Annotated in this window: 16 protein-coding genes, 5 tRNA genes and 1 other RNA gene; 2 read left to right on the forward strand and 20 right to left on the reverse strand. The window is 51.5% G+C overall.

Translation table 11 applies throughout. The features are described 5' to 3' along the window. Window positions 1-111: 111 nt before the first annotated feature. A complete protein-coding gene (gene aroG / locus O6D90_RS15800) occupies window positions 112-1,164 on the reverse strand; it encodes a 3-deoxy-7-phosphoheptulonate synthase AroG (protein ID WP_016152319.1) in 1,053 nt (350 codons plus the stop codon). A gap of 317 nt (window positions 1,165-1,481) precedes the next feature. Here aroG and O6D90_RS15805 point away from each other — a divergent pair, with 317 nt between their 5' ends. Then, entirely contained in the window at window positions 1,482-1,856 is a 375-nt protein-coding gene (locus O6D90_RS15805; RefSeq protein ID WP_016156018.1) for a YbgS-like family protein, read from the forward strand. A gap of 113 nt (window positions 1,857-1,969) precedes the next feature. Continuing rightward, window positions 1,970-2,911: a CDF family zinc transporter ZitB gene (zitB, locus tag O6D90_RS15810; protein ID WP_016156017.1), complete on the forward strand. Its 942-nt coding sequence runs from the start codon at window positions 1,970-1,972 to the stop codon at window positions 2,909-2,911. Here the strand turns inward: zitB and pnuC are convergent. From pnuC to cydA, 19 genes are all read right to left on the reverse strand, one after another. Next, complete coding sequence (gene pnuC / locus O6D90_RS15815) at window positions 2,908-3,627, reverse strand: nicotinamide riboside transporter PnuC (RefSeq protein WP_016152316.1); 720 nt, start codon at window positions 3,625-3,627, stop codon at window positions 2,908-2,910. The two genes, zitB and pnuC, sit on opposite strands and share 4 nt — an antisense overlap. Before the next feature lie 27 nt (window positions 3,628-3,654). After that, entirely contained in the window at window positions 3,655-4,698 is a 1,044-nt protein-coding gene (gene nadA, locus O6D90_RS15820) for a quinolinate synthase NadA (protein WP_016152315.1), read from the reverse strand. A 269-nt stretch (window positions 4,699-4,967) separates the two neighbouring features. Further along, window positions 4,968-5,093: non-coding RNA, RtT sRNA (locus O6D90_RS15825), on the reverse strand. A 29-nt stretch (window positions 5,094-5,122) separates the two neighbouring features. After that, a tRNA-Lys gene (locus O6D90_RS15830) sits at window positions 5,123-5,198 on the reverse strand. Window positions 5,199-5,230: 32 nt separating this feature from the next. Then, window positions 5,231-5,306: transfer RNA gene (locus O6D90_RS15835), tRNA-Lys, on the reverse strand. A 149-nt stretch (window positions 5,307-5,455) separates the two neighbouring features. Beyond that, a tRNA-Lys gene (locus tag O6D90_RS15840) sits at window positions 5,456-5,531 on the reverse strand. Between the two features lie 3 nt (window positions 5,532-5,534). Then, window positions 5,535-5,610 (reverse strand) — tRNA-Val (locus tag O6D90_RS15845). Window positions 5,611-5,636: 26 nt separating this feature from the next. Then, window positions 5,637-5,712: transfer RNA gene (locus O6D90_RS15850), tRNA-Lys, on the reverse strand. A gap of 165 nt (window positions 5,713-5,877) precedes the next feature. Then, the gene (gene cpoB / locus O6D90_RS15855; protein ID WP_016156016.1) at window positions 5,878-6,666 is read right to left on the reverse strand and encodes a cell division protein CpoB; all 789 of its coding nucleotides are present in this window, start codon (window positions 6,664-6,666) and stop codon (window positions 5,878-5,880) included. A gap of 9 nt (window positions 6,667-6,675) precedes the next feature. Beyond that, window positions 6,676-7,194, reverse strand: a complete 519-nt coding sequence (gene pal / locus O6D90_RS15860; RefSeq protein ID WP_003022983.1) for a peptidoglycan-associated lipoprotein Pal — start codon at window positions 7,192-7,194, stop codon at window positions 6,676-6,678. Window positions 7,195-7,228: 34 nt separating this feature from the next. Next, entirely contained in the window at window positions 7,229-8,521 is a 1,293-nt protein-coding gene (gene tolB / locus O6D90_RS15865) for a Tol-Pal system beta propeller repeat protein TolB (RefSeq protein WP_003022981.1), read from the reverse strand. Window positions 8,522-8,648: 127 nt separating this feature from the next. Then, window positions 8,649-9,905, reverse strand: coding sequence for a cell envelope integrity protein TolA (tolA, locus tag O6D90_RS15870; RefSeq protein WP_016152313.1), 1,257 nt, complete (start codon window positions 9,903-9,905; stop codon window positions 8,649-8,651). A 64-nt stretch (window positions 9,906-9,969) separates the two neighbouring features. Next, window positions 9,970-10,398, reverse strand: a complete 429-nt coding sequence (gene tolR, locus O6D90_RS15875; RefSeq protein WP_003022978.1) for a colicin uptake protein TolR — start codon at window positions 10,396-10,398, stop codon at window positions 9,970-9,972. 3 nt (window positions 10,399-10,401) lie between these two features. Continuing rightward, entirely contained in the window at window positions 10,402-11,094 is a 693-nt protein-coding gene (tolQ, locus tag O6D90_RS15880) for a Tol-Pal system protein TolQ (RefSeq protein ID WP_016152312.1), read from the reverse strand. Next, window positions 11,091-11,495, reverse strand: coding sequence for a tol-pal system-associated acyl-CoA thioesterase (gene ybgC / locus O6D90_RS15885; RefSeq protein WP_003831439.1), 405 nt, complete (start codon window positions 11,493-11,495; stop codon window positions 11,091-11,093). Before ybgC ends, tolQ begins: the two co-directional genes overlap by 4 nt. A 330-nt stretch (window positions 11,496-11,825) precedes the next feature. Then, window positions 11,826-12,119, reverse strand: a complete 294-nt coding sequence (gene ybgE, locus O6D90_RS15890; protein ID WP_016152311.1) for a cyd operon protein YbgE — start codon at window positions 12,117-12,119, stop codon at window positions 11,826-11,828. Further along, a complete protein-coding gene (cydX, locus tag O6D90_RS15895) occupies window positions 12,119-12,232 on the reverse strand; it encodes a cytochrome bd-I oxidase subunit CydX (RefSeq protein ID WP_003022970.1) in 114 nt (37 codons plus the stop codon). The genes ybgE and cydX overlap by 1 nt, the downstream gene beginning before the upstream one ends. A 14-nt stretch (window positions 12,233-12,246) precedes the next feature. Then, the gene (gene cydB, locus O6D90_RS15900; RefSeq protein WP_016152310.1) at window positions 12,247-13,386 is read right to left on the reverse strand and encodes a cytochrome d ubiquinol oxidase subunit II; all 1,140 of its coding nucleotides are present in this window, start codon (window positions 13,384-13,386) and stop codon (window positions 12,247-12,249) included. Between the two features lie 15 nt (window positions 13,387-13,401). Continuing rightward, window positions 13,402-14,970 carry a cytochrome ubiquinol oxidase subunit I gene (gene cydA, locus O6D90_RS15905; protein WP_016152309.1) on the reverse strand — a complete coding sequence of 523 codons (1,569 nt, stop codon included), beginning with the start codon at window positions 14,968-14,970 and terminating at the stop codon, window positions 13,402-13,404. Between the last annotated feature and the right edge of the window lie 318 nt (window positions 14,971-15,288).

A 15,288-nucleotide genomic window follows, 5' to 3' on the forward strand; every position in this document is an offset into this window, starting at 1 on the left:
TTTTTATTTCGGCACGACCAGAAAATGTAGGCCGGATAAGGCATCGCCCCATCCGATAGTCTGCACCGGAATGCCTGATGGCGCTACGCTTCTCAGGCCTACGGGACTTGGTTAACCGCGACGCGCTTTTACCGCATCCGCCAGTTGACGCAACACCGCATCGGTATCTTCCCAACCAATGCAGGCGTCGGTGATGCTCTTACCGTAGGTCAGCGGCTCACCGCTATCCGGATTCTGATTACCTTCCACCAAATGGCTTTCGATCATCACGCCAATAATTGCTTTTTCGCCACCGGCGACTTGTCCGCAAACATCCTTAGCAACATCCATCTGCTTTTTGAACTGCTTGCTGGAGTTGGCATGGCTGAAGTCGATCATCACTTGCGCAGAGAGTCCTGCTTTGACCAGGCCTTCTTTCACGTCCGCAACGTGCTGAGCACTGTAGTTCGGCTCTTTGCCACCGCGCAGAATGATATGGCAATCGCCATTACCACTGGTATTCACGATCGCTGAATGACCCCATTTGGTGACAGACAGGAAGCAGTGCGGTGCCCCAGCAGCGTTGATTGCATCAATCGCCACTTTGATGGTGCCATCGGTACCGTTTTTAAAACCAACCGGGCAGGACAGACCCGATGCCAGCTCGCGGTGCACCTGAGATTCTGTTGTACGTGCCCCAATCGCGCCCCAGCTCATCAGATCGGCGAGATATTGTGGGGTGATCATATCGAGGAATTCACCCGCAGTCGGCAATCCGCTGTCGTTGATATCCAGCAGCAGTTTACGCGCAATGCGCAGCCCATCATTGATCTGGAAGCTGTTGTCCATGTGCGGGTCGTTGATAAGCCCTTTCCAGCCAACGGTGGTACGCGGTTTTTCAAAATAGACGCGCATGACGATTTCAAGCTCACCTTTTAACGCTTCGCGCAGCGCCAGCAGACGAGTGGCATACTCTTTGGCAGCTGCCGGATCATGAATAGAGCACGGCCCAATCACCACCAGAAGGCGATCGTCGCTCCCTTTCAGAATTTTATGAATCGCCTTACGGGCATGAGCCACCGTATTGGCGGCATTTTCAGTAGCGGGGAATTTTTCCAGCAGTGCGACTGGTGGTAATAACTCGTTGATCTCTTTAATGCGTAAATCGTCGTTCTGATAATTCATGATTATTCCAGCGTTGCCATACTTATATAAATGAATGCAATCCCTCCAATCTATATCTTCAATCATAAAGTGTAAACGGGGTTTTACACTTTGGACGGATTAATCCTGGAATTGGCCAAAAAAACGCAATAAAGTAGCGAAAAACGAGATCCAAACTACAATTTCTAACTGTAACAGCTTTAATTTTCATAGATTTCAAGATTCTATGCTGGTTTTAATTTCCATAGCAAAACGATTAACCACATATTAATGATGTAACTGGCACATGCACTGTTGGAAGACGTTATCCGACATATCGACCTTAACAGGAGCATATTATGCATATGACAAAGCTGGCTTCACTCTTCCTTACCGCTACACTCAGCCTCGCCAGCGGCGCGGCACTGGCTGCTGAAAGCAACGCGCAGTCCAATAACGGTCAGGCAAATTCCTCGGCTGATGCAGGACAAATCGCCCCAGACGCCCGCGAAAACGTGGCGCCAAATAATGTCGACAACAGTAACGTGAATTCAGGTGGCACAATGCTGCACCCGGACGGTTCATCAATGAACCATGAAGGGATGACCAAAGATGAGATGCACAAAAACACGATGTGTAAGGACGGTCGCTGCCCTGATGTGAATAAGAAGGTTGAGACCGGAAACGGCATCAACAATGATGTTGACACAAAAACTGATGGCACCACGCAGTAACGCTGAAATTAAAGCTAATAACGGGAGAGCAATAGCTCTCCTTTTTAATTTTATCATCCCAAAAACGGTATGATGGCATACAGTAAAGATGAGAATAACAAAGGGATGGCATAATGGCGCACGCACATACTCATACTTCCTCTGAACAACCCAAGGACAATAATGCCCGCCGACTGATGTTCGCATTCTGCATTACAGCCGGATTTATGTTGGTTGAAGTGGTGGGTGGAATACTTTCTGGTTCACTGGCCTTGCTGGCCGACGCCGGGCATATGCTCACGGATGCTGCGGCGCTGCTTTTCGCGCTGCTGGCCGTCCGGTTTTCCCGTCGCCCGCCCACAATACGACACACCTTCGGCTGGCTGAGGCTCACGACGCTGGCCGCATTTGTTAATGCCATCGCATTGGTCGTTATCACCATTTTAATCGTCTGGGAGGCGATTGAGCGCTTCCAGACACCTCGCCCCGTGGCTGGCGGCATGATGATGGTTATTGCTGTCGCGGGTCTACTGGCCAACGTGCTCGCTTTTTGGGTTTTACATCGCGGCAGTGAAGAGAAAAATTTGAACGTCCGCGCCGCGGCGCTGCATGTGATGGGCGATTTACTCGGCTCGGTCGGGGCAATCATCGCTGCGCTGATTATTATCTGGACGGGCTGGACACCCGCGGACCCAATTCTCTCGATTCTGGTTTCCGTGCTGGTGCTGCGTAGCGCCTGGCGATTGCTAAAAGATAGCGTTAATGAATTACTGGAAGGTGCCCCGCTGACGTTGGATATCGCTGCACTGCAGCGCCATCTCAGCCGGGATATCCCTGAAGTCCGCAACGTTCACCATGTCCATGTCTGGATGGTGGGCGAAAAACCGGTAATGACGCTGCATGTTCAGGTGATCCCGCCACACGATCACGATGCGTTGCTGGAGCGTATTCAGCATTTCCTTATCCATCACTACCAGATTGAACACGCCACAATCCAGATGGAGTATCATCCGTGCAATGGGCCGGACTGTCACCTGTATCAGGGCGTGTCCGGCCATTCACATCATCACCATTAATGAGAAAGCGCGTGGGAACCCCGCTCACGCGCACTGTTAATCCACATCCTGCTACCGTTCAGGGCGATAACCGTCAGGATCATATATTCCAGCGACATGGCATATACGCCTTGCAGGGCAAAGATCACAACGCTAATAACGTTAATGATCACCCACAGCAGCCAGTTTTCAACGTATTTGCGCGTCATCAGGATCATCGCCGCAATCGACAGCACCATCATGCAGGAGTCCCAGAACGGGAATGCATCGGGTTGTAGTTCAGGCACAACAACCTGTAATCCCAATGCCTGCATAATATTCACTGCAATGCCTGTCAGGAACGCAAAGACCGGATCGATATAGATCGACATCAGGCCGATCGCCACCACGCAAGCCGCCAGCCAGCCGATCGCTTTTGGAAGCGGTAGCCAGCGAATTTTCAGTTCCGCTTCATGCTGGTTGGTTTGCCGGGACCAGGCATACCAGCCGTAGATATTTGCGGCAAAGAAGAAAACTTGCAGCAACAAGCTGGCATAGAGCTGGATCTGAAAGAAGATAATTGCAAACAGCGTGACGTTTATCAGACCGAAGAAGTAATTGCTGATTTTCTCAAGGCTCGCCAGGCCAATACACAGCAACCCGGCGATCGTTCCCACGGCTTCGATCCACGACAAATCGTAACCACCCGCGCCAATCGGAATATGTACCAGAATGTTCTGCGTGCTAAAAAAGTCCATCTTTTCCCCCAGAGCAAAAATAAATAATTACGCTCGAAGTGTAGCCGCAAATTCCAACATACGATTTAACGGCAACAGCGCCCCTTCTCTCAGCGAGTCCTCAACATGTATCTCATGAGCCGCGCCGCCATGTTCCAGGCCCTCAGCAATCGCTTTCAGGCCATTCATCGCCATCCACGGACAATGCGCACAGCTGCGACAGGTTGCCCCCTCGCCAGCCGTCGGAGCTTCAAGCAGCTCTTTATCCGGAACGGCCTGCTGCATTTTGTAAAAAATGCCCCGGTCAGTCGCCACAATCAACTGCTTATGCGGTAACGATTTAGCCGCGTTGATGAGCTGGCTGGTTGAGCCAACCGCATCTGCCATATCAACGATAGACTGAGGGGACTCCGGGTGCACCAGCACCGCGGCATCAGGGTAAAGCCCTTTCATGCGTGTTAAGGCCTGGGTTTTAAACTCGTCGTGGACGATACAGGCGCCCTGCCAACAGAGCACGTCTGCGCCGGTCTGTTTTTGCACGTAGTTGCCCAGATGTCTGTCCGGAGCCCAGATGATTTTTTCACCCAAACTATCAAGATGCTCAATAAGTTCAACCGCGATACTGGAAGTCACGACCCAGTCCGCACGTGCTTTAACGGCAGCAGAGGTATTGGCGTAAACCACCACGGTACGATCCGGATGCGCGTCGCAAAATGCGCTGAACGCGTCAATCGGACAGCCCAGATCTAATGAACATTCCGCCTGTAAGGTCGGCATCAGGATGGTCTTTTCCGGGCTGAGAATTTTGGCAGTTTCTCCCATAAACCTCACGCCCGCAACCAGCAGCGTAGAGGCAGAATGCTTTGCACCGAACCGCGCCATCTCCAGAGAATCAGAAATACAGCCCCCGGTCTCTTCCGCTAACTGCTGAATTTCAGGATCGGTGTAATAATGCGCGACCATAACGGCATCACGCTCTTTCAGCAGGCGCTTGATTTTTTCACGATAAAATTGCTTTTCATCCACACTTAGCGGTACTGGCTTCGGCGGAAACGGATAAATTGCTGCTTCTGGATCAAACATCACGCTCATCTTGCTTTCTCGTTTCACTGGCTTAACGAAATAACCGATTAAAAGCGTGACGCACGCCATATTCGGTTTGATTTGTTTTGTATGCTAAACAAGATAGCGGATTGGCGCAGAAAAGTCACAATAATTGCGTGTGATGAATGCCGGATGGCGTCTGACGTCTTATCCGGCCTACACGAGTAGTGTCGTCTGTAGGCTGATAAGCAAAGGACATCAGGCAATCTTATAAATCGCAGATAGCAAAAAGGCGCCTTTAGGGCGCCTTTTTACACTGGTGGGGCGTGCAGGATGACTCGCTTCGCTTGCCCTTCGGGCCGTCGCCGTGAACGGCTCCGTTGTCTCACTGCGTTCGACCCGAACCTGCTGCAGGTTCGAATCTTATAAATCGCAGATAGCAAAAAGGCGCCTTTAGGGCGCCTTTTTACACTGGTGGGGCGTGCAGGATTCGAACCTGCGACCAATTGATTAAAAGTCAACTGCTCTACCAACTGAGCTAACGCCCCCGTATGGGGTTTACTGCTTCAATTATTCAGGATGGTGGGTCGTGCAGGATTCGAACCTGCGACCAATTGATTAAAAGTCAACTGCTCTACCAACTGAGCTAACGACCCGCTCGGATGTCACCTGAAAAATTCTTAACTCGACACCAATATAAGAATTGGTGGGGCGTGCAGGATGACTCGACTTCGTCTCGCCCTAACGGGCCGTTGCTAAAGCAACGTTATCCTTCACGTTTAACACCTGAGTACAATGTTAAAGTTGGTGGGGCGTGCAGGATTCGAACCTGCGACCAATTGATTAAAAGTCAACTGCTCTACCAACTGAGCTAACGCCCCGAGTGGTGGGTGATGACGGGATCGAACCGCCGACCCCCTCCTTGTAAGGGAGGTGCTCTCCCAGCTGAGCTAATCACCCGATACTACGCTGGATACTGCATTAAGTGGTGGGGCGTGCAGGATTCGAACCTGCGACCAATTGATTAAAAGTCAACTGCTCTACCAACTGAGCTAACGCCCCACTTTTTTCGCCGCTTTCGGGCTGTTTGATATCCCTTGGCAACGGCGGCATATATTACTGATTTCAGATTTTAGCGCAACAAAAATTTCGATGTAAATAACTCAACTGCTTAGGAATCACACGACACGACCAGAAATAACACGATTTCTGGTCGCATGGTGGTCATTACATCGCGCCAAGGCGTTTTTGCGCTTGTTTCGCGCCATCAGTGCCAGGATATTTAGTGATAACCTGCTGATAAACCGCTTTAGCTTTTGCTGTGTCACCTTTGTCCTGCATGATGACGCCGACTTTATACATCGCGTCTGCAGCCTTAGGTGATTTGGGGAAGTTTTTAACTACCGAAGCAAAATAGAACGCAGCATCATCTTTTTTACCCTTGTTGTAATTCAACTGACCCAGCCAGTAATTCGCATTGGGCAGGTAAGTAGAGTCCGGGTACTTTTTGATGAAGTTCTGGAATGCTTCAATCGCGTCATCCTGGCGGGATTTATCCTGCACCAGAGCAATCGCTGCATTGTAATCGGTATTCGCATCGCCAGTTTGCACGGGAGCCCCTGACGTTGCTGCAGCTCCCGCATCAGGTGCAGGGGTTGCCGCCCCACTCTGATCGCCACCTGTAGACTGTGCCGCAGGCGCACTACCGCTGCCAAGATTATTCATCTGCAGCAATATCTGCTTCTGTCGCTCAACAACCTGATTCAGTTGATATTGATTTTCCTGAATTTGACCACGCAGGGAATCGATATCGGACTGATTATCGGAGAGTTGTTGCTGGAGTTGGGTTAAAAGCTGACTGTGAGCGTTAGAAATACGCTCGAGTTGAGTGACACGGTCTTCGACCGAGCCTGAGCCGACACTACTGATTGGCGCCTGTGCAAAAGCGGCCCAAGGGGCCGCTATGCCAACCAGTAACGACAGACTCAACAGGTGATGTCTGAAGTTACTGCTCATGCAATTCTCTTAGTAAACCAGTACGGCGCGACGGTTTTTGGCGTAAGCCGCTTCGTCATGACCCAGTACTGCAGGTTTTTCTTTACCGTAAGAAACGATGGAGATCTGGTCAGCAGAAACGCCTTTACCCTGCAGGTACATCTTAACGGCGTTCGCACGACGCTCACCCAGGGAGATGTTGTACTCAGGAGTACCACGTTCGTCCGCATGACCTTCTACGGTGACTTTGTAAGACGGGTTGCTACGCAGGAAGTTAGCGTGAGCATCCAGCATTGCAGCGAAGTCAGAACGGATATCGTACTTGTCCAGATCGAAGTAAACGATGTTGTTCTGCTGCAGCTGTTGCATCTGAAGACGCGCTTGCTCTTCAGAAGACATGTTGCCGCTGCCGTTTGCATCCATACCAGTGCCGGCACCCAGCATGCCTTCGCTGCCGTCATTGCTGGCGTTCTTGTTAGAAGAACACGCTGCAATAGCCATAACAGGCAGAGCAATCATCAGCCCTTTCAGCACTTTGTTCAGTTGCATTTCAATGATTCCTTTATTAATCAATTATTTATTATCACAGATACGGCGACCAGGCAGGGAATTTAACCTGACCATCAGTTGCCGGAAGACGCGCTTTGAAACGCCCATCTGTAGAAACCAAATTCAGCACGGATCCCATCCCCTGAGAAGAGCTGTAGATTACCATAGTGCCGTTAGGTGCCAGACTTGGCGTTTCATCCAGGAACGTTGACGACAGGACTTGTACGCCACCCGCTACCAGATCTTGTTTGGCAATGTGCTGCTGACCATTGGCTGAGCTTACCATTACCATAAACTTACCGTCGCTGCTCACATCCGCATCCTGGTTTTGCGAACCTTCCCAGGTAATACGCTGCGGAGCACCGCCGTTGACGTTAACTTTATATACCTGCGGACGACCGGCCTGGTCAGAGGTAAAGGCCAGGTTTTGGCTGTCCGGGAACCAGGTAGGTTCCGTGTTGTTGCTGCGACCATCCGTCACCTGACGGATCTGACCGGAACCAATGTCCATGACATACAAGTTCAGGCTACCGGTTTTAGACAGGGCAAACGCCAGTTTGCTGCCATCCGGAGAAAACGCAGGTGCACCGTTGTGACGTGGGAACGACGCTACCTGACGAACCGCGCCATTAGACAACGTCTGAATAACCAGCGCAGAACGACCGCTTTCGAAAGTGACGTATGCCAGCTTTGAACCGTCCGGAGACCATGCCGGAGACATCAGCGGCTGCGGAGAACGGTGTACCACGAACTGGTTGTAGCCATCGTAGTCGGATACACGTAATTCGTACGGGAACTGGCCGCCGTTCGTCTGAACAACATAAGCGATACGGGTACGGAATGCACCTTTAATACCGGTCAGTTTTTCAAACACTTCGTCACTTGCAGTATGTCCCGCGTAACGCAACCACTGCTTGTTCACTTTATAGGTGTTCTGTGCCAGTACGGTACCCGGTGCGCCACCGGTATCTACCAGTTGATAAGCAACGCTGTAGGAACCATCCGGATTTGGCGTAACCTGACCTACTACCACGGCATCAATACCCAGCGCAGACCATGCGGCAGGTTGAACTTCCTGTGCGGTACCCGGCTGCTGCGGCAGACGAGAACGGTCTAACGGATTAAATTTACCGCTGTTACGCAGGTCAGCGCCTACGATACCACCGATATCTTCAGGTGCAGCACCCGGCCCTGCCCACTGGAATGGGACAACACCAATCGGGCGTGCCGAGTCCACCCCTTGGGTGATCTCGATACGTACTTCTGCGTGCAGCACCGCTGCCCACAGCATCAGAAAACCAAATGCTACTCGTAATGCCTGCTTCATCATATCTCCCTTATCTGGACGGAAAGCCCACGATAATTTAGCAGAATGTTAACAAACTCAAATACACAAAACTACCAGAACGCTGTCTCAACCTTAGACCGTTTCCCCTGAATTCTCAGGGACGTTATTACAGTTTAAAGTCCAGCTTGGCATCTTTTACTTTTTCATAAACAGCCTGGCTAGGCGGTTTAGGAATTCTGGCTGTTTTCGCAGCCGTCAGCGCAGCCTGGCACAATGCCGGATCTCCGCCCTCTTCGGTCACATCCAGTAACAGACCATCGGGTGCTAACTTGATATGTAATACGCAAGATTTACCCGCATACAAATCGGCACCATACAGACGGCTCTGGATCGCATTACGAATTTGAGATGCGTAAGCACTGATATCAGCGCCAGATGCACCGCCATTTGCACCACTTGTACCACTATCTTTCGCCGGTTGACCGTTTCCTTTCGCTCCACCACCCGATTTCGGTGCATTCTTACCGGAGCTTAAGTCGCCCAACAAGTCGTCAACGCCAGAGGCTGCAGCTGCTTTTTCGGCCGCAGCCTTTTTCGCAGCCGCCGCTTTATCTGCCGCAGCTTTCTTATCGGCAGCGGCTTTCTCGGCTGCAGCTTTTTTATCTGCTGCTGCTTTTTCCGCTGCGGCTTTCTTATCAGCCGCAGCCTTTTCAGCAGCGGCAGCTTTCGCGGCAGCGGCTTTTTCTGCTTTCTCTGCAGCAGCTTTCTCGGCTGCTGCTTGCTTAGCGGCTTCAGCCTGAGCTTTCTTCGCAGCGTCTGCGGCAGCCTTAGCAGCTTGTGCTTCGGCAATTTTCTTCGCATCAGCGGCGGCTTTAGCGGCTTCAGCCTCTGCTTTTTTCTGTGCGTCCGCAGCGGCTTTCTTCGCGGCATCTGCCGCTTGTTTCGCCTGAGCATCAGCTTTGGCCTTCGCGTCTGCAGCAGCCTTCGCCGCAGCTTCTTCAGCCTGTTTCTGTTGCTCTTGCGCTTTCGCGGCGGCGGCTTCGGCCTGTTTCTGCTGTTCCGCCTGTTCGCGCACTTTTTCTTGCGCGGCTAAACGTTCTTTTTCAAGTTGCTTCAGTCGCTCTTGCTCGGCCGCCTGCTTCTCGCGAAGTTCCTCAGCTTGCTGCTGCGCCTGTTTTTCACGCTGCTCTTCTGCACGTTTAGCACTTGCCTGCTGTTGCTGCTGCCTGTCGTACTGTTGCACAACGGCGCCAGGATCGACCATAACGGCGTCGATGGACGAACCGCCGCCGCCGCCGGCTGAAGCATCAATGTGCTCATCGAACGAACTCCAGATCAGCGCTGCAAATAAAATGACATGCAGCACCGCTGAAATAATTATCGCCCTTTTGAGCTTGTCGTTTTGTTCGGTTGCCTTTGACACTCTCGGTTCCCAAAAAACTGTTCGCCTGTTACGCGCTATCTTTCAAGCCAGCAAAACGCAGTCATCAGATTGGCTGCGTCATCAAGCCAACCGATTTTACGCCTGCACTGTGTAACAAGTTCAGCGCTTTAATTATTTCATCATAAGGCACGTCTTTCGCACCACCGATTAAAAAGACCGTTTTCGGATTGGTCTGCAGGCGACTTTTCGCTTCCGCGATAACCTGCTCCGGCGGCAGTTGATCCATACGATCTTTCTCAACGACCACGCTGTATTGCCCTATCCCGGAAACTTCAATAATGACCGGCGGTTCGTCGTTACTGCTGACAGCTTGCGATTCGGTCGCATCCGGCAGGTCGACTTCCACACTCTGCGTAATAATCGGCGCAGTTGCCATAAAGATCAGCAACAGCACCAGTAGTACGTCGAGCAGCGGTACAATATTGATTTCGGACTTGAGTTCGCGACGACCTCGTCCACGCGTTCTGGCCATGGCTTACCCCTTGTTGCTCTCGCTAACGGTAAACGCCTGGCGGTGCAGAATCGCGGTGAACTCTTCCATAAAGTTGTCGTAATTCAGTTCCAGCTTGTTCACGCGCTGATTCAGTCGGTTGTAAGCCATAACCGCCGGGATTGCCGCAAACAGACCGATAGCCGTTGCAATCAACGCTTCCGCGATACCCGGTGCGACCATTTGCAGCGTTGCCTGTTTTACCGCGCCTAACGCGATAAATGCGTGCATGATCCCCCAAACGGTACCGAACAGACCGATATACGGGCTGATGGAGCCGACGGTGCCGAGGAATGGAATATGCGTTTCCAGCGTTTCCAGTTCACGGTTCATCGAGATACGCATCGCACGGGATGCCCCCTCAACGACCGCTTCCGGCGCATGACTATTCGCCCGATGCAGACGCGCAAACTCTTTGAATCCGCTGTAGAAAATTTGTTCCGAGCCCACCAGGTTATCACGACGCCCCTGGCTTTCCTGATACAGGCGCGACAATTCAATGCCGGACCAGAACTTGTCTTCAAATGCTTCGGCTTCACGTGAAGCCGCATTAAGAATACGGGTCCGCTGGATAATAATGGCCCAGGATGCGATTGAGAAACCAATCAAAATCAACATGATAAGTTTAACCAGAAGGCTTGCCTTCAGGAACAAATCAAGGATATTCATGTCAGTCACTGCTTAAACTCCGCGACAATAGACTTGGGAAGCGCACGAGGCTTCATTTTGAGTGGATCAACGCAAACAATCAGAACTTCGGCTTCATTCAGCACGGTGTTCTCTGCGTTGACAATGCGTTGCGTGAAAACCAATGAGGTGCCACGCATTGACGTAATTTCGGTTTGGACTTCGAGCATATCGTCGAGCCGGGCAGGCGCAAAATACTCCAGCGTCATCTTGCGCACCACAAAGGCTACACGTTCGGCCAACAGGACCTGCTGACTGAAGTGATGATGACGCAGCATTTCTGTGCGTGCTCTTTCGTAAAAAGCGACGTAGCTGGCGTGGTAAACCACTCCACCGGCATCGGTGTCTTCATAGTAGACACGAACCGGCCATCGAAACATATACTTGTTCATTCTTACTGCCTCTTTGTTGGCTTCGCCCACTCACACCGGTCGCTTAACTTTGTAAGCGCCTGGTGACTCGCGTTCTTGCCGCCGCGATGCTTCAAGAATGTCGTTGTATATCGCGCTGTATTCACTTTACATCCCGGTAATGCAATTAAGTTGCGTCCTGATGGTCCAGTGTCGCCACCGCACACAACTCCAGGGCACAACCTTAGGTTAATGCTTTCAAACTTCGCTACTATACGCGCGGGAATGGTGGTTTGGAATGGGGGAAAGTAAACGGAGAGTAAAAATTTATGGGCTTATGCAAGCCCATAAATATTTAAGGATGTTTCTTATTCAAAAGAAGAAGAAAATCAGACCAACAACCAGGACGATATCCGCGATTAGCGGGCAGAAAATGCCCTGCCAGTGTACGGCGCGTGGACGAAAACCAACGCCGTGAATGATGCCTGCGCAGACCGCCCACATCAGCAGGAGACCATGCCAGATTTCCAGCTCACTGGTTTTGGCCGCGAAACGTGACGGATCCCAGAATATGCAGCCAGCCAACACGATTGCCAGCACAAAGGAAAGCGCCCGCAAGGGGCGCTTATCCATCGCGTTATACTGCATCGCGATAATGTTGGTCATCAGCTATCTTCTTGTCCGGCTTTGCCTGATTCAACGTGCTCAAGCGCCAGCGCTGTGATTATCCCAAATGCACAGGCAAGAAGCGTTCCCAAAATCCATGCGAAATACCACATTTTAAGCTCCTTACTTAGTACAGAGAGTGGGTGTTGCTTTCAATATCTTCTTTGGTGATGCGACCGAACATCTTCCAGTAACACCAGCCGGTGTACAGCAGAATGATCGGAACGAACACACAAGCTACATACGTCATCAGATTCAGCGTCAGCTGGCTGGACGTTGCATCCCACATGGTCAGACTTGCGTTCATCATGGTGCTGGATGGCATCACAAACGGGAACATTGCGATACCAGCCGTCAGGATGATGCAGGCTAACGTCAGTGAAGAGAAGACGAACGCCCATGCCCCTTTCTCCATACGAGAAGTCAGGATGGTCAACAGCGGCAGAACCACGCCCAGTGCAGGAACCAGCCACAAGATAGGTGCATTGTTAAAGTTCACCATCCATGCGCCAGCCACGCGAGCCACTTCTTTGGTCAGCGGGTTAGAGGCGGCATGATGATCCAGTGCTGAGGTCACAACATAACCGTCAATACCGTAAATCACCCACACGCCAGCCAGCGCGAAGCAGACCATAGTGACCAGTGCCGCAACCTGCGACGTTGCACGCGCACGCAGATGCAGTTCACCTACCGTACGCATCTGCAGATAGGTCGCGCCCTGGGTGATGATCATCCCAACACTCACGACACCCGCCAGCAGACCAAACGGATTCAGCAACTGGAAGAAGTTACCGGTGTAGTACAAACGCATGTAGTCGTCTACGTGGAACGGAACCCCTTGCAGCAGGTTGCCGAACGCCACGCCAATAACCAGCGGTGGAACGAAGCTACCAATGAAGATGCCCCAGTCCCACATGTTGCGCCAGCGCATGTCTTCAATCTTGGAGCGGTAATCAAAACCGACCGGACGGAAGAACAAAGACGCCAGTACCAGGATCATCGCCACATAGAAACCGGAGAACGCAGCGGCATACACCATCGGCCAGGCAGCGAACAGTGCGCCACCCGCGGTGATGAGCCAAACCTGGTTACCGTCCCAGTGCGGGGCGATGGAGTTAATCATAATTCGACGCTCGGTATCATTACGACCGAGGAAACGGGTGAGCATGCCCACCCCCATGTCGAAGCCATCAGTGACCGCGAAACCAATCAGCAGAATGCCAACCAGCAGCCACCAGATAAAACGCAATACTTCATAATCGATCATTTGACGACTCCTGTCTTAGCGTGCCGGCTGAGAAGTCACAGTGGACTGCTCGTAGTGATAACGACCGGTTTTCAGGCTACTCGGCCCAAGGCGTGCGAACTTGAACATCAGATACAGTTCAGCCACCAGGAACAGGGTATACAGGCCGCAAATCAACAGCATCGAGAAGATGAGGTCGCCAGCGGTCAGCGAAGAGTTCGCTACGGCTGTTGGTAACACTTCACCAATCGCCCACGGTTGGCGGCCGTACTCTGCAACAAACCAACCGGATTCAATGGCAATCCACGGCAGAGGAATCGCATACAGCGCGGTGCGCAGCAGCCATTTTTTCTCACCGATACGGTTACGAATCACGGTCCAGAAGGACACTGCGATGATTGCCAGCATCAGAATGCCGCACGCCACCATAATACGGAAAGCGAAGTACAGCGGCGCAACGCGAGGAATAGAATCTTTCGTTGCCTGCTGAATTTGCGCTTCGGTCGCGTCGGTGACGTTATCCGTATAGCGTTTCAGCAGCAGACCATAACCCAGGTCTTTCTTCATGCTGTTGAACTGGTCGCGAACGGCCTGATCGGTAGTTCCTGCACGCAGTTCTTCCAGCAGTTGATACGCTTTCATCCCGTTACGGATGCGCTCTTCGTGCTGCACCATCAGGTCTTTCAGACCAATGACCGGTGTATCAACAGAGCGGGTGGCAATGATGCCCAGCGCATAAGGAATTTGAATCGCAAAATGGTTTTCCTGCGCATCCTGGTCCGGAATACCGAACAGGGTAAAGGAAGCCGGTGCAGGCTGCGTTTCCCATTCTGCTTCAATAGCAGCGAGTTTGGTTTTCTGCACGTCGCCCATTTCGTAACCGGATTCATCACCCAGAACGATAACAGACAGAATAGCAGCCATACCAAAGCTGGCGGCGATTGCAAAAGAACGTTTAGCAAACGCGAAGTCACGACCGCGCAGCATATAGTAGGAGCTGATCCCCAGAACGAACATCGCGCCACAAACATAACCAGATGCCACAGTGTGAACAAATTTCACCTGTGCTACCGGGTTGAGCACCAGTTCAGAGAAGCTCAGCATCTCCATGCGCATGGTTTCAAAGTTGAAATCCGCGGCGATTGGGTTTTGCATCCAGCCGTTCGCAACCAGAATCCACAGTGCGGACAGGTTAGAACCCAGGGCCACCAGCCAGGTGACGCACATATGCTGGACTTTACCCAAACGGTCCCAGCCGAAGAAGAACAGACCTACAAAGGTGGATTCGAGGAAGAAGGCCATCAAACCTTCGATCGCCAGCGGCGCACCGAAAATATCCCCTACATAGTGGGAGTAGTAAGACCAGTTAGTCCCGAACTGGAACTCCATGGTCAGACCGGTTGCCACACCCAGAGCGAAGTTGATACCAAACAACTTGCCCCAGAACTTGGTCATATCTTTATAAATCTGTTTGCCGGAAAGGACGTAGACCGTTTCCATGATGGCCAGCAAGAACGCCATACCTAGCGTCAGTGGCACAAACAGGAAGTGGTACATCGCGGTCAAGGCAAACTGTAAGCGCGACAGTTCGACTATATCTAACATCATGACTCCTTGCTCATCGCATGAAGACTCCGAGAGTGAACCCCGTTAGAAAGGGTCACACGCATGCCCCAATACAAATTTATCTGCTTCCCTCCGCCGCTGCTCTTTCTTCTCATTTGAAGAAAGGACAATGATGAAAGGTTACAAACATGTTAATAAAACACTCAAATTGATCCCGCAATTATATTACGCCGTAAAATCCTTACAATAAACAGGTTTTTATCGAGGTAAATTTGCATTTTTCGATAGTGATCAATTTATAGCTAATTTATCACTTTCAGACCAATTTGATCTGCAGCAATTTAACCTCTTTTGAGG

Origin of the sequence: Citrobacter sp. 21OH12SH02A-Citro (genome assembly GCF_027919895.1) — a bacterium.
GTDB classification, from domain to species: Bacteria; Pseudomonadota; Gammaproteobacteria; order Enterobacterales; family Enterobacteriaceae; genus Citrobacter; species Citrobacter braakii.

What these genes read in the sequence shown, in the direction of transcription:
- O6D90_RS15805 (WP_016156018.1), top strand. Translation starts at nt 1,482, where the DNA reads ATGCATATGACAAAGCTGGCTTCACTCTTCCTTACCGCTACACTCAGC.
- pal (WP_003022983.1), bottom strand. Translation starts at nt 7,194, where the DNA reads ATGCAACTGAACAAAGTGCTGAAAGGGCTGATGATTGCTCTGCCTGTT.
- cpoB (WP_016156016.1), bottom strand. Translation starts at nt 6,666, where the DNA reads ATGAGCAGTAACTTCAGACATCACCTGTTGAGTCTGTCGTTACTGGTT.
- zitB (WP_016156017.1), top strand. Translation starts at nt 1,970, where the DNA reads ATGGCGCACGCACATACTCATACTTCCTCTGAACAACCCAAGGACAAT.
- ybgC (WP_003831439.1), bottom strand. Translation starts at nt 11,495, where the DNA reads ATGAACAAGTATATGTTTCGATGGCCGGTTCGTGTCTACTATGAAGAC.
- aroG (WP_016152319.1), bottom strand. Translation starts at nt 1,164, where the DNA reads ATGAATTATCAGAACGACGATTTACGCATTAAAGAGATCAACGAGTTA.
- tolR (WP_003022978.1), bottom strand. Translation starts at nt 10,398, where the DNA reads ATGGCCAGAACGCGTGGACGAGGTCGTCGCGAACTCAAGTCCGAAATC.
- tolB (WP_003022981.1), bottom strand. Translation starts at nt 8,521, where the DNA reads ATGAAGCAGGCATTACGAGTAGCATTTGGTTTTCTGATGCTGTGGGCA.
- pnuC (WP_016152316.1), bottom strand. Translation starts at nt 3,627, where the DNA reads ATGGACTTTTTTAGCACGCAGAACATTCTGGTACATATTCCGATTGGC.
- cydB (WP_016152310.1), bottom strand. Translation starts at nt 13,386, where the DNA reads ATGATCGATTATGAAGTATTGCGTTTTATCTGGTGGCTGCTGGTTGGC.
- nadA (WP_016152315.1), bottom strand. Translation starts at nt 4,698, where the DNA reads ATGAGCGTGATGTTTGATCCAGAAGCAGCAATTTATCCGTTTCCGCCG.
- cydX (WP_003022970.1), bottom strand. Translation starts at nt 12,232, where the DNA reads ATGTGGTATTTCGCATGGATTTTGGGAACGCTTCTTGCCTGTGCATTT.
- cydA (WP_016152309.1), bottom strand. Translation starts at nt 14,970, where the DNA reads ATGTTAGATATAGTCGAACTGTCGCGCTTACAGTTTGCCTTGACCGCG.
- ybgE (WP_016152311.1), bottom strand. Translation starts at nt 12,119, where the DNA reads ATGACCAACATTATCGCGATGCAGTATAACGCGATGGATAAGCGCCCC.